Genomic DNA, 19271 nt, shown 5'->3' with positions numbered 1-19271 from the left:
TTCGCGTGCGAAACATTTCAGATCGGATCGTCAGTCACCTGCGGCATGGCCGCATGAAGATCGGTCCACAAGGCCTCCAGCCCGGCATCCTGGACATGGCCGGCGAAATCGGCATCGCCCACCGGGGCGGACTGGATCTGTCCGCTGCCCAGGCCAGCCTCGCTGACCAGCAACACGACCTCGTCCCGGGCATAATCATAGCGGATCAGGGCATCGCGGTCGGTGCCCAGGCCGGCGATGCTGATGCCGTCAAAGGAACCGATCATCTGGTCCGCGTCGATCAGCGTCCAGGCTCCCCCGGTCTTCGTGCCCAGGGCGGAAAGATCGACCGAAAGATCCCCGTCAAGGCGCAGCCCCGACATCACATCCGGCGTCGCAAAGGCGCCCGAGCGAAACTCGGCGATCTTCCCCAATCCGGTCGCGTCCGCGACAAAGGACAGGGTGGCGGCATCATGCATCCGAAGCGTCGCCGCCGTGCCGTCGCCGCCATCGAAGCCGACCTTGGCCCTGCCGCCGGTGATCGTCAGGCTGCTGCCGCCGGCCAGGTCGAAACGGGCATCCGCCGTGGCCAGCAGAAGCTGCGCGTCCTCAGACACGCTGATCCGGGTTTCGCCCGCGAAAGCTCCGGTGTTGGCGAACCGCCCGCCTGTCAGAACGATGTCCAGAAGGCCGCTGCCGCCATAGCCATCGACCCAGACCTGTCCGGCATTGTCGACGTGCAGCAGGTTGCCGGTCCTGGCGGTCGAGACATCGCCCCCGATCTCCAACCGTCCCGAGGTTGCCTTCAACTGGCCGAAATCGCCGAAGATGAAATCGTCGACCGTCACGGTCTCGGATCCGAACAGGACGCGGTTTCCGCCCAGGTCCACGCTGTCGCCATTCTGCGTGCCCGGCAGATCGCCGGTCGACCAGTTCAGCCGGTTGTCCCAGCGAAGGCCTTCGGCCCGGTGGTCGGGGGCAAATCGCAGCACCTCGGCGCCCGCGCGCAGGGTGGTGTCCAGGCCGAAGCCTTCGCGGAAAAAGGCGTTGACCACATCGGCATCGACCGTGCCCTCCGGCCTGCCATCGGGCTGCGCGCGCAAATAGTCGGCCAGGTCGGAAATCGTGGCCCTTTCCCTGCCCAGAAGCTGGGCGGTGAAGTTCTGGATGGTGGTCTGGTTGAGAAGGGGAAGGGAAAGCCCGTCAAGGTTCTGGTCGTAAGGCGACTTTCCCCTGGCCCCCCAGTTATAGATGATGGTGTCGTCGACATAGGTTTCGGTGTCCGCCAGGGCGGGATGCACGATCGTCTTTGCGGCCTGTTCGGCAGGATTGTTCGGATCGGACAGATGGGCGATGATGTTCCCGATCAGGGAATCCTGCTTGCCATAGTTGTCGATGCCCATCGACAAGGCGCCATCCGGCATTGCAAGCTGCCGGTGCCCGGCAGACGTGACGACGTTGTTCAGGGCCAGGGTATGGTTCGTCAGGCCGAAAAAGTTCACCGCGGCATTGTTGTCAAGAAAGGTGTTGTCCTCAAGCACGCCGCCGGGCCGGACCTGGGCCCCGAACGAGGAGCCGCGCATCAGGACGTTGTCGCGGATCGTCACGTCGATGTTGCCGCTCTGGACATACAGGTTGTGATTGAACTTGCTGGGCGGCATGGGATCCGAGGCGGACAGGGCGGGATCATAGCCTTCGGCCCAGCCATTGCGGTCGAAAAGGTTGTTCTGGATCAGCGCGCCGTCGATGTTCGAAACATAGACGCCGGAAACCTTGTTGGCGCCTGCATCCCAGGCCGCGCCCGAATTCAGCGGCGCGGCGCGGGCGACATCGACAATATCCGAGTTCATCAGCGTGAAGTTGCGGACGTTTTCCGCGACCAGTCCGTCGCGGGTAATGCCGACATCGTCGAGCAGCAGGTTTTCACCCAGCAGCGCCCGGAAATTCGTGCTGTCGATCCCCTGGATGACGACATGGCTGACAGGATCCTGGAAGACATCGATCTTGCTGTCCACCAGGGGATCGTTCCCTTCGCCATAGGCGCCGACATACATCGGGTTCAGCGCGCTTTCCCCCGCGGCGCCGCGGTCGACGACCCGTCCGACCCCCTCGTATTCATAACCCCGCTCGAACAACAGCCAGTTCGAATTCGGCCCGACCTCGCGTCCGGTGGTGGCATACCACAGTTCCATTCCCAGATCCGTGGCCAGGGCCTTGTCGGGTGTGGCGCCGTATTCGGGATGGCCCTTCAGCCATTCCGCCGTGACCTGGCTTTCCGCGATGCCCTCGGCCTCGGCGATCCCGGCGCGGGTCAGGCCATGCGCCCCTTCGGTCACATGGATCTTGCGGTGGTTCTCGCCATGCTCGACCACGACACGGCCATCCGCATCCGTTTCCAGCATGTAGAAATCGCCCGAACCCCAGCCTTCCGGGGCCTGCCCGGCGGTCACGTCCACCTGGGCCTGGACATCCTGGGTTCCGCCGTTCTCGTAGACAATCCGATAGCGGAACGAGATGTCGGCCGTGTCATGGGGATCCTCGCTCAGAACCAGGGACAGGCTGTTGTCGGGGTTGACGCCGACATGGCCGTGGCTTGACTGGGACAGGATCTGGATGCTGGCGATCTCGCCCGTGGCCTTGGCCTCGATGGTCAGGACGCGTCCCGCCTCGGCGGTCAGGCTGTGGATCGGTTCCGGAGGAAAGGCCGAGGCGGCAGGCGGTTCCGCCTGGGGCTCAGATCCCGTCGCGACCGGCTTTGGGCTCACGACGACCGGGCTGACGGCCTGCAAGGCCTCCAAGGCCCCGATGTCTTCGGCCTGAAGGTCCGATCCGTTGGATCCGACAGATCCGGGCAGGGCAACAGGCAGATCACGCAGCGGCATTCCATTGGTTCCTTGGCGCAAGTTCTAAAGCAAACTGAACGGTGCACTTCATAACGACTGGCGCTGTTTAAGAAGGAGCCACACGCAAAGGTAGATGAAAAAACAAGGTCGGCAAATTCCCGCCCTTGCCGGCATCACCCGATCCCGGAGGGAGGCACAGGATCGGTCCAAGCCGGGCAAGAGCTTTGTCCGGCGATCCCGGTGCGGGAAGCGCCATGGTCCAGGGTCCATGGAAGATCGGAAAAGACAGGCTCTCTGTCAGGAAAACATTGAAGAAATCCGATGAGCGGCACGGAAGGCCATGCCTGCCCGGACAGGCGCCCTGCCGGCCGGGCCGGGCAATCTGCAAGAAAATCGGCCGGTCAGGACAACCGCATCCGGGAAACGCAAGGACGTCCTTGGCCGGTCGGACGATTTCAGCCGATCATCGACCGAAAGCTGACATCCGGGGTCCAATTCCGCGAATGCGCGGGTCCCGGGACGCTGCCCGTCAGCCTCTCTGCCGCCGGCTTCCCCAAAGCCATGCCCCCGCTGCCAGAACCGCCGTGCCGATCAGCAGGTGGCGCGAGGTGATGCCCAGGCGCGCCTGCGCGCTGCGGCGATAACGGGGATCGAAAAAGCGCGTCCTGGCCAGGGCGCTGCCCAGCCAGGTTTCCCGGCGCGGGGGCAGGGGACGCAGGCTGCGTCCTTCCGGGCGGCACAGCGCCTCCAGGGCTGCGACCACGCTGCCCCTGCGTTCGATTTCCTCGGCGACCCGGGCGGTCGGAAGGCCCAGATGCTCGGCCAGCAGCTCGTCGCGGAAGCTGCGGATCACCGCGCGCGTTTCGTCATCCGGGGCCCCGATGGCCACATCGCATTCCGTGTCGAACCCCATCGAGCGGCGGTCGATGTTGCTGGATCCGATGCGCAGCAGGACATCGTCCACGATCATGATCTTGGCATGGACATAAACCGGCTGGCCGTTTTCGGTGACCGGATACAGGATGCGGAACCTGTCGTGGCGATCGTGCAGGCGCAGTTGGCGGACCATGCGGCTGCGCGTGACGTGCATCGCCTGATCCTCGAGATGGTTTTGCGCGGCATGGGGATTGATCACCACCACCTGGGGGCCATGCGGTTCGGCCAAACGCCGGCGGATGGCGCGGGTGATGCTGTCGGCGCAGAAATACTGCGATTCGATATAGATGCAATCGCGCGCGGCCGCGATGGCGTCCAGATACAGGTCCTCGATCTCGTGGACGCTCCTGCGGCCCGCCTCGGGCGGTGCGGTGCGGGCGATGGCCACGGGGATGTCGCGAAAGGCGGGCCGGATGCTGTCCGGCCACAGGTTGCGGCCGGGATCGAAATCCTCGTCCAGCTCGGCGTCATGGGCGCGTGCCCAGCGGGCGCGGGCCAGTTCCGACAGCGCCGCCGCGGCCGGTCCCCCCATCACGGTCGAGGCGTCATGCCACGGCTGCGCGCAATCTCCGTTCTTCAGGCAGCGCAGGGGGTTTTCGTCCTTGTGCTCGCGGTTGTCCCAGCGGCCGTCGGTCACGTCGATGCCGCCGCAAAAGGCCAGGCTGTCGTCGATGACGACGATCTTCTGGTGATGGCAGGCGCCGATCGGGTGGCGGCCGTCGAAGGCCAGGTGGATCTGGTCGGGCGACATCAGCTTGACGGCCAGGGCGGGCAGGACGCCGCCCGGCGCGATCAGGGCGCCGCCGCTCCATTTCAGCAGATAGATGTCGAGGCCGGGGCGCCGGTCGACGATGGCGTCCAGAAAGGGTCCGATCCGGTTCAGAAACCCGTCCGGCGCCAGACCGTCCGCGTCGCTTTCCCCCGGCAGCATCTCGATCTCGAAATCGAAATCCCAGCCGATCATCATCACCAGCCGTTCGGCTTGCAGCAGTGCCTCGCGCAGGGCCCTGAAATAGGCCTGGCCATCGATGATCACGGACAGCCGGTCCGCCGTTTCGACGCGCCAGCAGTTCCGGCCGGGCTGGAAAATGGTCATGATCCCTCATTCAGCAGGCAAGAGCAGAGGGGAACGCCGTTCCGCAGGAAAGGGTTCTGACCGGAAACCGTCATGTTCCCGCGACAGGCTGGCCTGCCGCCCGCGCGGCATGAAAAACGCCGGCCCGATGAGGCCGGCGTTGTCCAACTGGATGCTCTGTGCCGGATCAGGCTTTCTTGCGCCGGCGCAGGAAGCTCAGGCCGCCCATGCCGCCCAGCAGCAGAAGGCCCGATGCGGGAAGCGGGATCGGGGCGATATCGCCGGCCCGGACCTCGATCTGGGTGACGGCGCCATCGACCGAGTCGTTGGTGCCGGTCGAGCTGATGAAGAACTGCAACGCCCCGATGCGGCTGAAATCGACCCCGGCGAATTCGCTGAAGGACAGCTGGGGATCATAGTCGGCATCGAGCAGTTCTTCGTAAGTCGCCGTGTTGCCGTCGACGTCCCACACGGTGGCGCGGAACAAGGCCACGTTGTCGAACGGAACGGAAGGCGAGGATGCGAAGAAGAAGTAGGGATCCGTGCCGATCAGCAGGTTGACGCCGCCAAGGCCGTCCGTGTCGACGTTGTTCGGATCGCCGTCGCCGCCGTCATAGGTCAGCGTCCCTTCGCCCCGCGCACCCGCGACGTTCGAGAATTTCAGGTTCCCGCCCGTCACATTGAGTTCCGTCGCCGCCAGGTTGCTGCCATCCGCCGCGGTGTTCGTGACGGAAAGGTCACGGAAACCGCCCAGCATGCCGCCTCCGACCTCGGAAGCGTTGGGCTCGAACGCCGGCGTGTCTTGAACGCGCTGATCGACGCTGAAGTCGTCGATGACCAGCGTCGCCGCAAAGGCTTGCGCTCCGGTGCAAAGAACTGCTGCCGAAGCCGCAGCGCCAAGAATCTTTCTCATCATTCGTTACCCCCTAAAAACTTAGGCCAGCCTTACAATGCCCAAGTTATTAATACTCAATTAACAGTGAAGTTCCAGCCTGTTCTTGAGGACTTTCGGGAAAACGGGGGGGTTTTGTCGGGCCGGTCCGCCCCCCCGGGGCCTCCCCGGGGGCGAAACTTGCCGGACCGTTTCCGATAATCTTATGAAAATCTTAACCTTTATGGAGTGTGATGGCGGCAGGAAAGGAGCTAAACAGGAGCCAAAGGGAACAGCAAAAAAAAAACGCTCGACCGCCGCGAAAGCTTCGGATGCGCACCGATCCGCCCTTCAAGCCCTTTCCGGCCGACCCGATTCTGCTTGCCGGCAGCCGCCAGCATTAAAGAGGAAGCCGTTAATATGTCTGCGCTTTTGTTGCGACAAAGAATGGTTGCAGGATTTGCCCCTTTTCTCCGATCCTGTTCAGGATACGGCATTTCGATTGAAATGTCTTGCAGAGTAACAACCAGGGCGTGTAAAACTTCACCAGCAGCAAAACGTTCCGAATCTAAAATGCAGGAGCCATTGCCGACCAGCGTTCGACAGGGGGCAGGGGATCCCCCATCAGGGAAATTCCTTCCGTTTCGGAAAAGACCGAAAGATCTTCGCAAACCTGATCCACGGCGTGACGCCATTCGGGCGCGCTCAACAAGGCCCGAAAGGTGGACCGGCACCGCGCCTTGCCCGAGGGCGTCAGTTCCAGCCCCCGCGCGCCCTGAACCAGATCCCCGGCCAGCTGAAGCCGCCGAATCAAGGATTCGCAGGAACGGATCTCCAGCCCGGGAAAGTGCCGCCGGGCCAGTTGCACAAGGGCGTGCAGGCTTTCCGGGTCAAATCGCCAGCCGAAGGAGCGGGAAAATTTTTCTGTGAGGTCAAGGATATATCCTGCCTCGGGCAGGTCCAGAACCTTGAGCGGATGAATGGTGGCCTTGGTGGCATCGGCAATGGGGTAGGTCATTGACGCTCCATAAGCTGTTCGTTCAATAGCCCCGATCCCATGCAAGGGCGCATCAGGCACGCGGCAGTCTTTTGATCTAATGCTCTGGATAGACGGATGTTCCCGAACGACGGCGTCTTACGTAAAAGTCAAGGCAGGATCATCTTCTTGCAGTCGGTATGCATCCATCATCCGGCCAGGGGCGCGAAAAGTTGCTTGTTGTCCTGCCATGTTCCAGCAACATCTTGCCTGAACTTTCTGTTGCAAGATCAAAAGGTTTCCTCTTGGGGGAAACTGCGCAATCTATGCACGGAAAGTCAGACCGGGTTTGGCTATCTTTTGCATCGCTGCGTGAGCCAGGCGATCTCCTCTGATGATAATATGCGGCCCTGTGGATTCCTTGCCAATTCTTACACTTTGTATGGCGGGGAAGCGATATGTTTCGGCTTTCGTTCATAAGAATGTTTTTGCCCTTTTGCCACGGTCCCTTGTTCAACCCTGAATGGAGCCTTGATGTCCCTGCTGAATCCGACCCGCGCCCAGCTGCTTGAGACATTCGCCCTTGACGTGGCCATGCTTCGGGGAAGCGGAGCGCGTCTTTTCGACGAGAACGGCGACGAATATCTGGATTTCCTGTCCCAATACGGGGCTCTGCCCTTTGGCCACAACCCCGAGCGGGGATGGGCGGCGCTTCGGGCGGCCCAGGAATCCCAGCTTCCCGCGATGGTCCAGCCGCTGCGCTCTCCCGAGGCCGAGCGTCTGGCCTGCCGCCTGGCCGCCGTCGCGCCGGGCGACCTGTCGATCACCACGCTGACCAACAGCGGCGCCGAAACCGTCGAGGCGGCGATCAAGCTGGCCCGCATCCGCACCGGGCGCCCGGGCATCCTGTCCACCCGCAACGGCTTTCACGGCAAGACGCTGGGGGCGCTGTCGGCGACGGGCAAGCCGCTTTACCAGCAGGGCTTCAATGCCCCGGCCCCCGATTTCGACTATCTGCCCTTTGGCGATCTCGCCGCCCTCGAGGCGCGGCTCGAGGCCGGGACCGACGGGATCGCGGCCTTTATCCTTGAACCGATCCAGGGCGAGGGCGGCGTCGTCTGCCCCCCCGACGGCTATGTCGAGGCCGCCATCGCGCTGTGCCGCAAGCATGGGGTGCTGAGCATCCTGGACGAGATCCAGACGGGGATGGGGCGCACGGGCCAGCTGTTCGCCTGCTCGGGCTTTTCCGAGGTGCCCGACATGCTGCTCTTGTCCAAGGCGCTCGGCGGCGGGCTGATGCCGATCGGGGCCTGCATCGTCCGGCCCTCGGCCTGGGACGACCGGTTCGGGCGCCTGCACAGCTCGACCTTCGCCAACAACGCCCTGGCCGCCACCGTGGCCTGCGCCACCCTGGACCAGCTGCTGGAGAACGACGCGGCGCTGATCCGGCAGGTAGCCGAAAACGGCAATTACATCCGCGCCCGCCTGGAGGCGCTCGGGCGCGCCTATCCCTACGTCATCCGCGAGGTTCGCGGGCGCGGCTACATGCTGGGTCTGGAATTCCACCCGCTGGAAGACCGCGGCGATTCCGCCATCATCGCCCATGCCGGCCTGAACGGCGGGGTGACGGCGCTGATCGCCTCGTATCTGGTCAATGTCCAGAAGGTGCTGACCGCGCCCTTGTTCAACGACAGCCGGGTGCTGCGCCTGCAACCGCCCCTGATCCTGGACCGCGCCGGGCTGGACCGCGCCGTCGAGGCCTTGGCGGCGGTGTGCGACATCCTCCATCGCAGCGACTATTACGCCTTGGTGCGCCATCTGGTGACCCGCCGGCACGGCGTCGAGACCGGCGAGCCCCGATCCGAGGCCCTGGCGTCCGAAACCCCGGCCGCAGAACCCGCGCCCCTGCCGGGGACGCGGCCGGTCCCGGGCCGGTTCGGCTTTGTCATCCATTACACCGAGGACGAGGACATCTTCCGCTCCGATCCCTCGCTGCGCCAGTTCAGCGACACGGAGCTGGAGGACTGGAAGGCCTGGGTCAAACGCCTGGGACCGGGTTTCGTGCGCCAGATCCCGCCCGTGGTGTCGAAGACGGGCCAGGTCGCGTCGGGCTGGCTTTTGTCCGTGCCCATGCTGCCCGGCGACATGCGCGGCAAGGGCCGCGCCGAGGCGCGCGGGATGATCGCCGAGGCGGTCGATCTGGCCGGCGCGCAGGGCGCCTGCCGCGTCGGGCTTGGCGCCTTCACCTCGATCGTGACCCGCGGCGGCGAGACGGTGACGGGGCGCGGCGTGCCCGTCACCAGCGGCAACACCCTGACCACCGTTTCGGCGGTCAAGGCGATCACGCGGCTGTGCGAACGCACGGGCGTTCCGCTGGACAAGGCCCATGTGGCGGTTGTGGGCGCCTCGGGCGCCATCGGCCGGCTTGGCGCGATGCTGCTGGCGCGCCGCGCCGGAAGCATGACGCTGGTGGGCAATGCCAAGAACCCCTTCGCTCCGCGGCTTCTGGCCAAGGTGGCCGACGAGATCCGCCTGTCGCTGGCCGAAATTCCCGCCGCGGTGGTGCCGGGGCGCCTGGCGCAGGCCGTCCGCGACGGGGTGGAGGATCAGGGCCTGTCCTGGACAACCGACCTGGATCCGGCCCTGGCCCGGGCGGACATCGTGCTGGTTGCCACCAGTTCGGATACCGTGCTGGTCGATCCCACGCAGCTGCGGCCGGGCACCCTGGTCTGCGACGTGGCCCGTCCGCCCAATGTCGCCAGTGCCGATCTTTCGGAAACCGGCGTCCTGGTCTTCGACGGCGGCCTTGTCAGCCCCCCGTCCGCGCTGGATCTGGGGCCGTTCCAGACGCTGCCCAGCAACATCGCCTGGGGCTGCCTCAGTGAAACGATGCTGTTGGCGCTGTCCGGCGAGCAAGAGGACTTCAGCATCGGCTCCTCGTTGTCGCTGGCCGGGGCCGACCTGCTTGCCGGCCTGGCCGAAACGCACGGCTTCGAGCCGGCGCCGCCGCAATGGTACGGAGATCTGGTCAGCGAGGCCGCGCTTGACGGCTTTGCCGCCCATGTCCGGGCGCATTGGGCCGGGAACCGCGCGGCAAGCCAGGGGAACCGGAAGCGCAGGCTCGTCTCGGCCGCCGCGGGCTGAACGGGCCTTTCCCGGCCGCGATCCCAGAATGAAAAGAGGAGGGCCTTCGGCTCTCCTCCGTTTTCTTTCAAGGCAGGAACAGGGCCTGCCCGGGCTTCCGGACGGGGCAGGCGCTGGCCAGGCTGCTACAGAAGCACGTCATCCGCTCCGAGGCTGCGCAGGTCGGACAGCAGGATCTCGAAGTCGGCCCGGCTGTCGCCGGACACATCGCCCCTGAGCAGGACGCCGTCGGAAACGGCCGTCCACCAGACCGAGTGGTCTGCCGCCGTGTTGCCCGACCACTCGAAAGCGTCGTTGCCGCCGGATGCCGAGGCAACCGCGTCGATGCGGCGCAGATCCAGATCGTCCAGGCCTGACACGAAGTTGTTCACGATGTCGCGGTTTCCGCCGGCCCGGCTGTCAAGGATCGAGGCGAAGACGAAGACATCCCTATCATCGTCCAGGCCGCCATCCAGAATGTCCCTGCCCCTGCCGCCCGCCAGAATGTCGGCGTCGTTGCCACCTGACAGAAGGTCGTTTCCATTGCTTCCGAGAAGCCGGTCCGCGCCGGTCCCCCCGGAAAGCGTGTCGTTGCCCGCGCCGCCCGTGAGGACATTGGCGGCGGCGTTCCCGGTCAGGCGGTTGTTCAAGGCGTTGCCGGTGCCGTCGATCGCCGAGCCTCCGCCCAGAACCAGGTTCTCGAGGTTCGCGCCAAGGCTGTAGCCGAGGGCGGCCCGAACCGTGTCGACGCCCCCGCCGGCGGCCTCGATGATCGTGTCGAGCCTGTCGATGACATAGGTGTCGTTGCCGAGACCCCCGACAAGCCGGTCCGCGCCGGACCCGCCCGAAAGCGTGTCGTTGCCGGCACCGCCCGAAAGGACATTGGCGGCGGCGTTCCCGGTCAGGCGGTTGTTCAAGGCATTGCCGGTGCCGCTGATCGCCGAGCTTCCGGCAAGGAGAAGGTTTTCCAGGTTCGCGCCAAGAGTGTAGCTGAGGGCGGCTGTGACGGTGTCGATGCCCCCGCCGGCGGCCTCGACAACCGTGTCGAGCCTGTCGATGACATGGGTGTCGTTGCCGAGACCCCCGACAAGCCGGTCCGCGCCGGCACCGCCCGAAAGCGTGTCGTTGCCCGCGTCCCCCGAAAGGACATTGGCGGCGGCGTTCCCGGTCAGGCGGTTGTTCAAGGCGTTGCCGGTGCCGTTGACCGCCGAGCCTCCGCCCAGAACCAGGTTCTCGAGGTTCGCGCCAAGAGTGTAGCCGAGGGCGGCCCGAACCGTGTCGACGCCCCCGCCAGCGGCCTCGACAACCGTGTCGAGCCTGTCGATGACATAGGTGTCGTTGCCAAGGCCCCCGACAAGCCGGTCCGCGCCGGTTCCGCCCGAAAGCGTGTCGTTGCCGGCACCGCCCGAAAGCGTGTCATTGCCCGCCCCGCCCGAAAGGACATTGGCGGCGGCATTGCCGGTCAGGCGGTTGTTCAAGGCGTTGCCGGTGCCGTTGACCGCCGAAGCCCTGGTAAGAACAAGGTTTTCGAGGTTCGCGCCAAGAGTGTAGCTGAGGGCGGCTGTGACGGTGTCGATGCCCCCGCCGGCGGCCTCGACAACCGTGTCGAGCCTGTCGATGACATGGGTGTCGTTGCCGATGCCTCCGACAAGACGGTCCGCGCCGGCGCCGCCGAAAAGCCTGTCCGCACCGACGCCGCCGGAAAGCGTGTCATTGCCGGCATCACCGGAAAGCGTGTCGTTGCCCGCGCCGCCGTTCAGCGCGTCGTTGCCGGCAAGGCCGGCGATCCTGTCGGCGAAACGGGTTCCTGTCAGAACGTCATTTCCGGCGGTTGCATTCAGTGTGGCCGTGATCCTGTATGTTCCCACCAGATTGCTGAAAGCTTCCGCCAGCAGGAAATAAGTGCCCGACCTGGAAGGGGTGAAGATGATCCGGGATTCAAGCCCAACGTCATCAAAGCTGGCGGCAAGGAAATTGGCCGCGCTGTCCCGGATTTGGAGAGTGGGATCCTCGAGCGTCCCGTTTCCGCTTGGCAGCCCTTGAAGATCGAACGTATAGGATTGATCTGCCACAAGAAAGATGGCGAAGGCATCGACATCCTGGCCGACCTCGACATTTCCGGAAACAGGGACGCCGACGCCCAGGTTGCCGGGACGCGGAGAGGTGTCGTCGATCCAATCTCCGTAATCGTCCTCCACGGCGATATTCGCGTTAAAGATGTTATCATTCAACTGTGAATACTGGTTACCAGACATACCGGTTTTATCCTGTGACAAGCCCCACCTTTCAGCGAAGGTTAAAGTCCTTCCAAAGTCAATAGCCGGCGTTCCGGCTTCGGTTTCATGAATGGCATATTCCTCTGTTTTGATTGGGATTCATTTTCTGATTGTTTCCCGAGCCGGGATTTCGAGGCCGTTCTGTGCCGGCAGCCGATCGCGGCTCATCCCGGATCATGACAGAAAAACGGCCAATCCTTCCGGGCCAATCCTTCCGGGCCAATCCTTCCGGGCATGCCGGTTTCAGCCCCTTCTTGCGAGGTGCAAGAATATCCGGGAAGGCTGGAAAATTCATGGCGTGTGAAGGACGGAGCTTTGCTGTCCGATGTTTCGGGGGCATCCGCGGGCAGCGTGCCCTTCGGGCGGCGCGCGGCGGCGGCATGGCACGGACCACATGTCGCGGCCTCGGGCGGGCGCTCGCGTGATCCCCGCCATGGCGGCTGGCGCCGCGACGGCGGCAAACGGCTTCGGGCGCATCTGCCTTTCGGGTCCAGGAACCCGCCGCCGAACGCCGCCCCCTGCGCAAAGGCGGATCGTTCCAGATCGGCGGCCCTTGCAGCGTCCTGAAGGCATCCTCCTTGTCGAGGATGGCGCGGCCTGCCCCCGCAGTTCCGCAAGCCTCAGGTCAAGGATCTGCTCGATCGGAGACGCGCGCATCGCCGGTCGGAGGCCATGGCGCTCTGGTCTGCGCTGCCTTCGGCGCATCCATACATATGAACAAGGCTAAAAGAAACGGTCGTTTGAAAACATGTTCCAGGACATGATCCGCGATGGCATGATGCGATCGGCGCAGACAATGCCGACTCGGGCCTTGCCTCGCGGTGCTCTCGACTTCCTTTCCCTCATGGACCTGCTCGCTACCGAGAGGATGGGCTCTTTCCATCGTAAAGCCGAGATTTGAAAGCCCCGGGGAGATCCGCAAGAACATCGTGAAAAGCGGATATGAGAAAGGGCATGTCCTTGGCGACGGGTGTCGCCATCATGAACCTATCCGCTCCGGAGCGTCTGCCTGCTCGGCGCTGACGGCGACAGTCGCACCGCTCCGCTCGAACGTATAGATCGTTGCCTCGTGACCGGGCAGTGCGAAGTGAACGGCGTCGCCGTCCGCCAGCCGCATCCGCAAACGCGCCGCCTCGGCGGGCGTGGCGGCGGGCGCATAGGTCGCGACCACCTCGAAGCCGTTGTCGTCTTGGGCGGTGTAGTAGACGTTCATGTCGATGCCGCCCTTGTGCAGCGACGCGCTTGCGAGCGGCGCGGACAGCGCGATCATGTCGGCGCCGGCCGACAGCGGCGCGGCAACGGCGACAGCGGCGGCAACAGCGGCGGCGAAGATGCGGTTCATGGAAAGCCCTCCTCGGCATGTGTTTCCTGTTGCCTGGAAAGATAGGGGGCGAACGATCATGTTGAAAATCGATTGATCGTATGGCCATCATAAGCGGCATGGATTTACGTCGCGCCGATCTTCCGCTGCTGGCCTCGCTCGACGCCCTTCTCGAGGAGCAGAGCGTCACCGCGGCGGCGCGGCGGCTCGGGATCAGCCAGCCGGCGCTTTCGGCGCAGCTTGCGCGGCTGCGCGACCTTTTCGGCGATCCGCTTCTGGTCGGGAACGCGCACGGCATGGTTCTCACCCCGCGCGCCGAGGAACTCCGCGAGCCGCTGCACGCGATCCTTGCCGATCTCCGGTCCCTGGTCTCCCGGCATGCGGGCTTCGATCCTGCAAGCGACACGCGCACCCTGCGCCTCGCCGCGACGGATCTCGCGCAGGTCTTCGTTCTGCCGCGCCTTTACGCCGTGCTGGCCGAAAAGGCGCCCGGCATGACCCTCGAGGCCGTTCCGCTCGCCATCGATGCCGTCGCCGGGGCGATGAAGCGCGGCGAGGTGGACATGGCGATCTCGAGCCTCGGAAACGCGCCGCCCGACTTCCCTGCCCGCCGGATCCGCAGCGAGGCCTATCGCGTCATCTGGCGGGAAGGGCACCCGATGCCCGGACCCCCGGCGACCGTTGACGCCTTTTGCGCGCTCCGCCATCTCGTTGTCGCGCTGAAGGGCGGCGGCGTGCTGGGCGACATCGACGAGGCCCTCGCCAAAATCGGCCGCAAGCGCCGGATCGCCGGCTCGGTCCCGAACTTCCTTCTCGCGCCGCACGTCGTCCGCCGCACGGACATCGTTGCGGTGGTTCCTGCCGTTGTGGCCGAGATCGACGGGGGCGGCATCCGCCACGCGCCGCTGCCCTTCGCGACCTCGCGGCTGGACGTGTATCTCAGCTGGCATCCGCGGATGCGCAACGATGCCGGCCACAGGTGGCTGAGGGAACTTGTCGCCGGGATCGCCGGCCTGCCGCCCGAGGACGCGCCGGCCGGGCCGGAAACCTGCTGATCCGGCATGGCCCGATCCGGCCATGCCGGTGGCGCCTTCTAGTGGTCGCCGCCCAGCATGGCGGCTTCGCGCAGGTCTTCGGTTTTCCCGCCGGCACCGTTGAAAAGGACGTTCAGAATCACCGCGGCAAGGGCGCCGAGCAGGATCCCGCTGTCGATCAGGGGCGCGATCGCATGGGGAAGCCAGATGTGGAAGCTGGGCGCCACCAGCGGGATCATCCCCAGGCCAAGCGCGATGGCCACAACGAAAAGGTTGTTGCGGTTGGTCTTGAAGTCCACAACGGACAGGATGCGGATGCCGGTGGCCGCGACCATGCCGAACATCACGATCCCCGCGCCGCCCAGCACGACCGTCGGCAGCGCCTCCACGACCGCGCCCATCTTCGGGATAAGGCCGAGCACGATCATGATGGCGCCCGCGGCGACGGTGACCCAACGCGAGCGGACGCCGGTCACGCCGACAAGCCCGACGTTCTGTGAATACGACGTGTAGGGAAAGGTGTTGAAGAGCCCGCCCAGGATGGTGCCCACCCCGTCCATGCGCAGCCCGGCCGAGAGTTCACCCTGGTTGATCTTCTTTCCGGTGATGTCGCTCAGCGCCAGGAACATGCCGGTCGATTCGATCATCACCACGATCATCACAAGGGTCATGGTCAGGATCAGGATCGGGTCAAAGGTCGGCGCCCCGAAATGCAGCGGCGGGATCAGCCTGAACCAGCCGGCGGCGGCAACCTTGTCGAAGTGCATCAGCCCAAGCCCCGCGGCGATGAGCGCGCCGGCGATGATGCCGACAAGCACCGCGATGTTGGACAGAAATCCCCTGGCAAAGCGCGCGACGCCGACCACGATTGCCAGAACGATCAGCGACAGGACGATGTTGGAAACAGGCGCATAAAGCGGGTTGTCGATGCTGGGGGCCAGGCCGATGCCGGCGGGCGGGGCGGCGACGACGCCGGCCGCGGCCGCCTCCTTCATCTCCTCGAGCCAGGCGAGACCCGCCGGATCGACGATCCTGGGCGCGGTCGGACCGAACGGATTGCCGAAAACCCAGTTGATGCCGACCCGCATCAGCGTCACGCCGATGATCAGGATGACCGTGCCCGTGACCACCGGCGGAAAGAACCGCAGCAGGCGGCTCATCACCGGCGCCAGCAGGATCGCGGCGACGCCGGCGCCGATGATCGCGCCGAAGATGGCGCGCGCGCCGTCGGGCCCGGGGGTGCTGGCCGCGATCGAGACCATTGGCCCGACCGCCGCAAAGGTCACGCCCATCATCACCGGCATCCTGATGCCGAGCCACGGGGTAAGGCCCGTCGACTGAAGGATCGAGACGATGCCGCAGACGAACAGATCGGCCGAGATCAGGAACGCCACGTCTTCCGGCGGCAGTTGCAGCGCCCGCCCGACGATAAGGGGAATGGCGACGGCGCCGGCGTACATCACCAGCACGTGCTGCAAGCCAAGGGTGAACAGTCTCGGGGCGGGCAGCATTTCGTCGACGGGATGCGCAGCGGGCTCCATGCGGGGTTCCTTTCCCAGTGTTGTCCCAGTGTTGTCAGCGTGGATGCGAACGGGAGGCAGGAAAGGCCGGGGCTGATCGCCCGGACCTCATGGCGCGGTCCGGCGCCCGCCGATGCGCTCGCGCCCCGGCGCCGGGCCGGTGTCGGATGCGCCGACATCGTTCCACAGGTTGCGCAGCCATTCGGCGATGGCGACATTCTGATCGAACAGCGAATAGCCGACGCCGCCGCCATAGTCGGGCATGTCGATCATGTCGGTCGTCAGCCAGCGCAGCGGGCTGGACGGCGTCGCCTTGTGGTGTTCGAACATCCTGCGCACCACGTGCTTGCAGGGCTCCACGCGGTAGGCGTGCCAGAAATGGTTCCATTCGCCGGCCGCCGGGCGGACGAACGGATACTGGCACGCGCGGCCCCACCGCCCGCCCGGCCCCAGCATCGCGGTGTTCTTGGGGCCGTTGGGCGAGACCGGCCGGACCTGTAGCCAGACAACCATGTCCTGCCCGATCCATTCGTCGATGACGTTGCCCCGATCATAGGGATCGAGGATCAGCCTGCCGGCCTCGACATCCTCGCGGATGCCGCTGGCATCCTGTTCCTCGGGGCTTTCGATCTTCAGCAGGACGTGGCTGTGGTCGAGAACGAAGTTGAACGGCACGCCGCGCGCCCGCACCTTCTCGGCGACCGGGGTGATGCGCCGGAAGTCCTCGGTGAACATGTAGATGTGGACCTCGGCCGAGATCGTGATGCCGAGGCTTTCGCCGGTCTCGTAGGCGCGGAGATAGAACTCCACCACCTCGTCGTCGGTGACGACATGGCCGTCGGCATGGTGGGTCGAGATCATCAGGTTGTGGCACCTGGCCCCCGCCTTCGCCGCCCATTCGAGGTTGTGGCGCACGAGGGCCTCGTCCTTGCCGACCCGGTAGGTCCAAAGGCCCGTGGTCAGCGGCACGCCGAACCGGTTCGAGGCCTCGACATATTCGCGCTCCTGGCCGGGCTGAGGGATCCGGTCGAAGTGGTCGAACACGCCGCTGTCGCGCAGCAGCCGGAACTGGTCGTCGAGGGGAAGCACGCTGGTGTGCATCAGCCCGCGGCCGTTGCATCCGAGCGAAAAGGGAAAGTCTGCCATGCTGTTCCTAGAGTTCGATGCTGACCGGGCCGACGGGCCTGCCGCAGCAGGTCAGGACGAAGCCGAGCTCCTCCTCGCCGGGTTCCAGCCCCTCGGTGTCGTCCATGTTCACGACGCCATCGAGGCATTTCTGCTTGCAGGTGCCGCAAAGCCCCATCTGGCAGTTGGTGGGAATGGCGATGCCCGCGCTCGACGCCACGTCGAGGATCGTCTGGCCGGGCTCGTAGGCGACGGTCTTGCCGGTCAGGGTGAAGTGGATCTCGCTTGCGCCGCCGGGGGCGGCGGCCTCGGCGGGGACATCCTCCGGGACGGGCGCGGGGGCTTCGCCTTTGTCCGGCTTCACGAAGTCGGGGGTCAGGCTTTCGGGCGAGGCGCCCTCGGGATTGATCCGCTCCGCGGGATCGCCGAAGCTTTCCTCATGGTAATGGGACATGTCGAAGCCCATCTCGCCCAGGATCGCCTTGACCGCCGCCATGTAGGGCGCCGGTCCGCAGGTGAGAACGGTCGAGGCGAGGATGCCGGGGGCGTGCCGTTCGAGCAGCTCGCGCGTCAGCAGGCCCTCGTCCATCCCGGCTTCCGCGCCGTTCTGGCAGACGAACCCGAGCTTTGCGTTGCTGCGCGCGGCGATCAGCTCCAGCTCGTGGCGGAAGATCAGGTCCTCGGGGCTGCGGGCCGAGTGCAGAAAGGTGACGTCGAAGTCGCCCGCCCGGGTGTCGTGGATGTAGCGCAGCATCGACATCAGCGGCGTGACGCCCGATCCGCCCGACAGCATCACCACGCTTTTGCGCGGCTTGACCGAAACGAGGTCGAACGAGCCGCTCGGGCCGCTGATGGGCAGCACGTCCCCGACCCTGAGCCGGTCGTGCATGAAGCGCGAAACCAGCCCGTTCGGATCGCGCTTGATCGTCAGCGTCATCAGCATGGGCCGCGACGGCGACGAGGACACCGTGTAGGACCGCGGCACCAGCTTGTCGCCGTGGCGCAGCCGCAGGGTCACGAACTGGCCCGGCCTGTGCAGGCACAACGGATCGGCGCCGCCTTCGCGCCCGCGGACGCGGAAATGGAATGTCTTGACGTCGTGCGTCTCGGGTTCGATGTCGACGCACTCGAGGTCCCACCGGCCGGTGGGCCAGTCGCCGTGCAGGTGCTGTTCCATGGCTCAGATGTTTTCGCGTTCTTTGTTGAGATAGGTCTTGAGCGCCCCGGGGCCATCGGCCTTTGCCTTGCAAAGCTCGTAAAGCAGGCGGCGGTAGGTCAGGGACACCTTGTCGGGGCCCACCGCGATCTCGTCGCGCGGATGGGGGATCTGCTCCGGATCCTGGCTTTCGACGATGTCGACATCCTCCTCGAGGATGACCATCTGCTGGTCCATGTGCGGCTGGTCGGGGCCGTCCTGGTCCGAGTTCCGGCAGGCGAACCAGAAGCTGCGGCAATGGATGTCGTCCAGCGGCGTCGCCCACATCCACATCACGGTGCGGGTGCCGTCCTCGAGGTTCAGATCCAGCGTCACGCCGAAGGGCAGCCGGATCGTGTAGTCGGTGAAGGCCAGCGCCGAAAGGCCGCCCTTGGCGTCCATCGCCCGGCGCGCGCCCTTGGGCGGGTCATAGCGGAACCGCATCCGGCCTTCCTGGCGGAAGTCGATGTTCGGCGTCAGAAAGGTGACCTCTCCTGCGCGACCCAGGGTTTCGGGGTGAACAAAGGGGAAATGCGCAAGGTCGGTATAGTTCTCGACCCGGCGCGCGGCATGGGTCTTCCAGTCGTAGGACGGGCCGTGCACCGACTTGAAGGTGGGATCGTCGTAAACGATGTGGCCGGGGATCTCGGTGTCCGCCGCGCCGTCGAGCCGCACCCAGATCAGGCCGTATCTTTCCTCGCAGTCATAGGAGGTGGCCTTGGCGTTCGGCGGGATCGGACCGTCGGGCGCCGCCGGGATGCCCATGCACTTGCCGTTCTCGCCCCATTTCCAGCCGTGATACGGGCACTGCACGCAGTCGCCGCGGTTCCACCCCAGATGCAGCTGCGCCGAGCGGTGCGGGCAGCGGTTGTTCAGGGCCACGACGCCGTTGTCGAGCCGCGCGATCACGATGTCGGTGTTCAGAAGATATCCGTCTTGGTCAAGGGGCGGTTTGTGCCCATTTTCGGTCGTCCCGGATCAGGGCGTTGGCAAGGAC

Annotated in this window: 13 protein-coding genes; 3 read left to right on the top strand and 10 right to left on the bottom strand. The window is 65.3% G+C overall.

Annotation, left to right across the window (positions count from 1 at the left end; all coding sequences use genetic code 11):
* Positions 1-17: 17 nt before the first annotated feature.
* The 4 genes from ACFOM8_RS17620 to ACFOM8_RS17605 all read right to left on the bottom strand — a co-directional run bounded on the left by ACFOM8_RS17620 (position 18) and on the right by ACFOM8_RS17605 (position 6722).
* Positions 18-2861, bottom strand: a complete 2844-nt coding sequence (locus ACFOM8_RS17620; RefSeq protein WP_377763451.1) for a right-handed parallel beta-helix repeat-containing protein — start codon at positions 2859-2861, stop codon at positions 18-20.
* Positions 2862-3351: 490 nt separating this feature from the next.
* A complete protein-coding gene (locus ACFOM8_RS17615; protein WP_377763449.1) occupies positions 3352-4854 on the bottom strand; it encodes a phospholipase D-like domain-containing protein in 1503 nt (500 codons plus the stop codon).
* A gap of 166 nt (positions 4855-5020) precedes the next feature.
* A complete protein-coding gene (locus tag ACFOM8_RS17610; RefSeq protein ID WP_377763448.1) occupies positions 5021-5746 on the bottom strand; it encodes a VPLPA-CTERM sorting domain-containing protein in 726 nt (241 codons plus the stop codon).
* 526 nt (positions 5747-6272) lie between these two features.
* The gene (locus tag ACFOM8_RS17605) at positions 6273-6722 is read right to left on the bottom strand and encodes a hypothetical protein (RefSeq protein WP_377763446.1); all 450 of its coding nucleotides are present in this window, start codon (positions 6720-6722) and stop codon (positions 6273-6275) included.
* 492 nt (positions 6723-7214) lie between these two features.
* Here ACFOM8_RS17605 and ACFOM8_RS17600 point away from each other — a divergent pair, with 492 nt between their 5' ends.
* Positions 7215-9824: an aminotransferase class III-fold pyridoxal phosphate-dependent enzyme gene (locus ACFOM8_RS17600; protein WP_377763445.1), complete on the top strand. Its 2610-nt coding sequence runs from the start codon at positions 7215-7217 to the stop codon at positions 9822-9824.
* Between the two features lie 125 nt (positions 9825-9949).
* Here ACFOM8_RS17600 and ACFOM8_RS17595 read toward each other — a convergent pair whose 3' ends face one another.
* Positions 9950-12001: a hypothetical protein gene (locus ACFOM8_RS17595; RefSeq protein WP_377763443.1), complete on the bottom strand. Its 2052-nt coding sequence runs from the start codon at positions 11999-12001 to the stop codon at positions 9950-9952.
* A gap of 826 nt (positions 12002-12827) precedes the next feature.
* Between ACFOM8_RS17595 and ACFOM8_RS17590 the strand changes: the two genes are divergently transcribed.
* Entirely contained in the window at positions 12828-12980 is a 153-nt protein-coding gene (locus ACFOM8_RS17590) for a hypothetical protein (protein WP_377763441.1), read from the top strand.
* A gap of 78 nt (positions 12981-13058) precedes the next feature.
* Here the strand turns inward: ACFOM8_RS17590 and ACFOM8_RS17585 are convergent, their stop codons facing one another.
* A complete protein-coding gene (locus ACFOM8_RS17585) occupies positions 13059-13421 on the bottom strand; it encodes a hypothetical protein (RefSeq protein ID WP_377763440.1) in 363 nt (120 codons plus the stop codon).
* A 98-nt stretch (positions 13422-13519) separates the two neighbouring features.
* Here ACFOM8_RS17585 and ACFOM8_RS17580 point away from each other — a divergent pair, with 98 nt between their 5' ends.
* Positions 13520-14455: a LysR family transcriptional regulator gene (locus ACFOM8_RS17580; protein ID WP_377763438.1), complete on the top strand. Its 936-nt coding sequence runs from the start codon at positions 13520-13522 to the stop codon at positions 14453-14455.
* A 38-nt stretch (positions 14456-14493) separates the two neighbouring features.
* Here ACFOM8_RS17580 and ACFOM8_RS17575 read toward each other — a convergent pair whose 3' ends face one another.
* From ACFOM8_RS17575 to ACFOM8_RS17560, 4 genes are all read right to left on the bottom strand, one after another.
* Positions 14494-15975, bottom strand: coding sequence for a nucleobase:cation symporter-2 family protein (locus ACFOM8_RS17575; RefSeq protein ID WP_377763437.1), 1482 nt, complete (start codon positions 15973-15975; stop codon positions 14494-14496).
* Between the two features lie 87 nt (positions 15976-16062).
* The gene (locus ACFOM8_RS17570; RefSeq protein ID WP_377763435.1) at positions 16063-17100 is read right to left on the bottom strand and encodes a xylose isomerase; all 1038 of its coding nucleotides are present in this window, start codon (positions 17098-17100) and stop codon (positions 16063-16065) included.
* 7 nt (positions 17101-17107) lie between these two features.
* The gene (locus tag ACFOM8_RS17565) at positions 17108-18256 is read right to left on the bottom strand and encodes a 2Fe-2S iron-sulfur cluster-binding protein (protein ID WP_377763434.1); all 1149 of its coding nucleotides are present in this window, start codon (positions 18254-18256) and stop codon (positions 17108-17110) included.
* A gap of 3 nt (positions 18257-18259) precedes the next feature.
* Positions 18260-19198 (bottom strand): Rieske 2Fe-2S domain-containing protein, encoded by a 939-nt coding sequence (locus ACFOM8_RS17560; protein WP_377763478.1) that lies wholly within the window; start codon positions 19196-19198, stop codon positions 18260-18262.
* Positions 19199-19271 lie beyond the last annotated feature (73 nt).

Origin of the sequence: Paracoccus angustae (assembly GCF_042648745.1) — a bacterium.
In the GTDB taxonomy this organism is placed as follows: domain Bacteria; phylum Pseudomonadota; class Alphaproteobacteria; order Rhodobacterales; family Rhodobacteraceae; genus Paracoccus; species Paracoccus angustae.
Note: the sequence above shows the minus strand (reverse complement) of the source record. Positions and strands in the feature narration are given on the sequence as shown.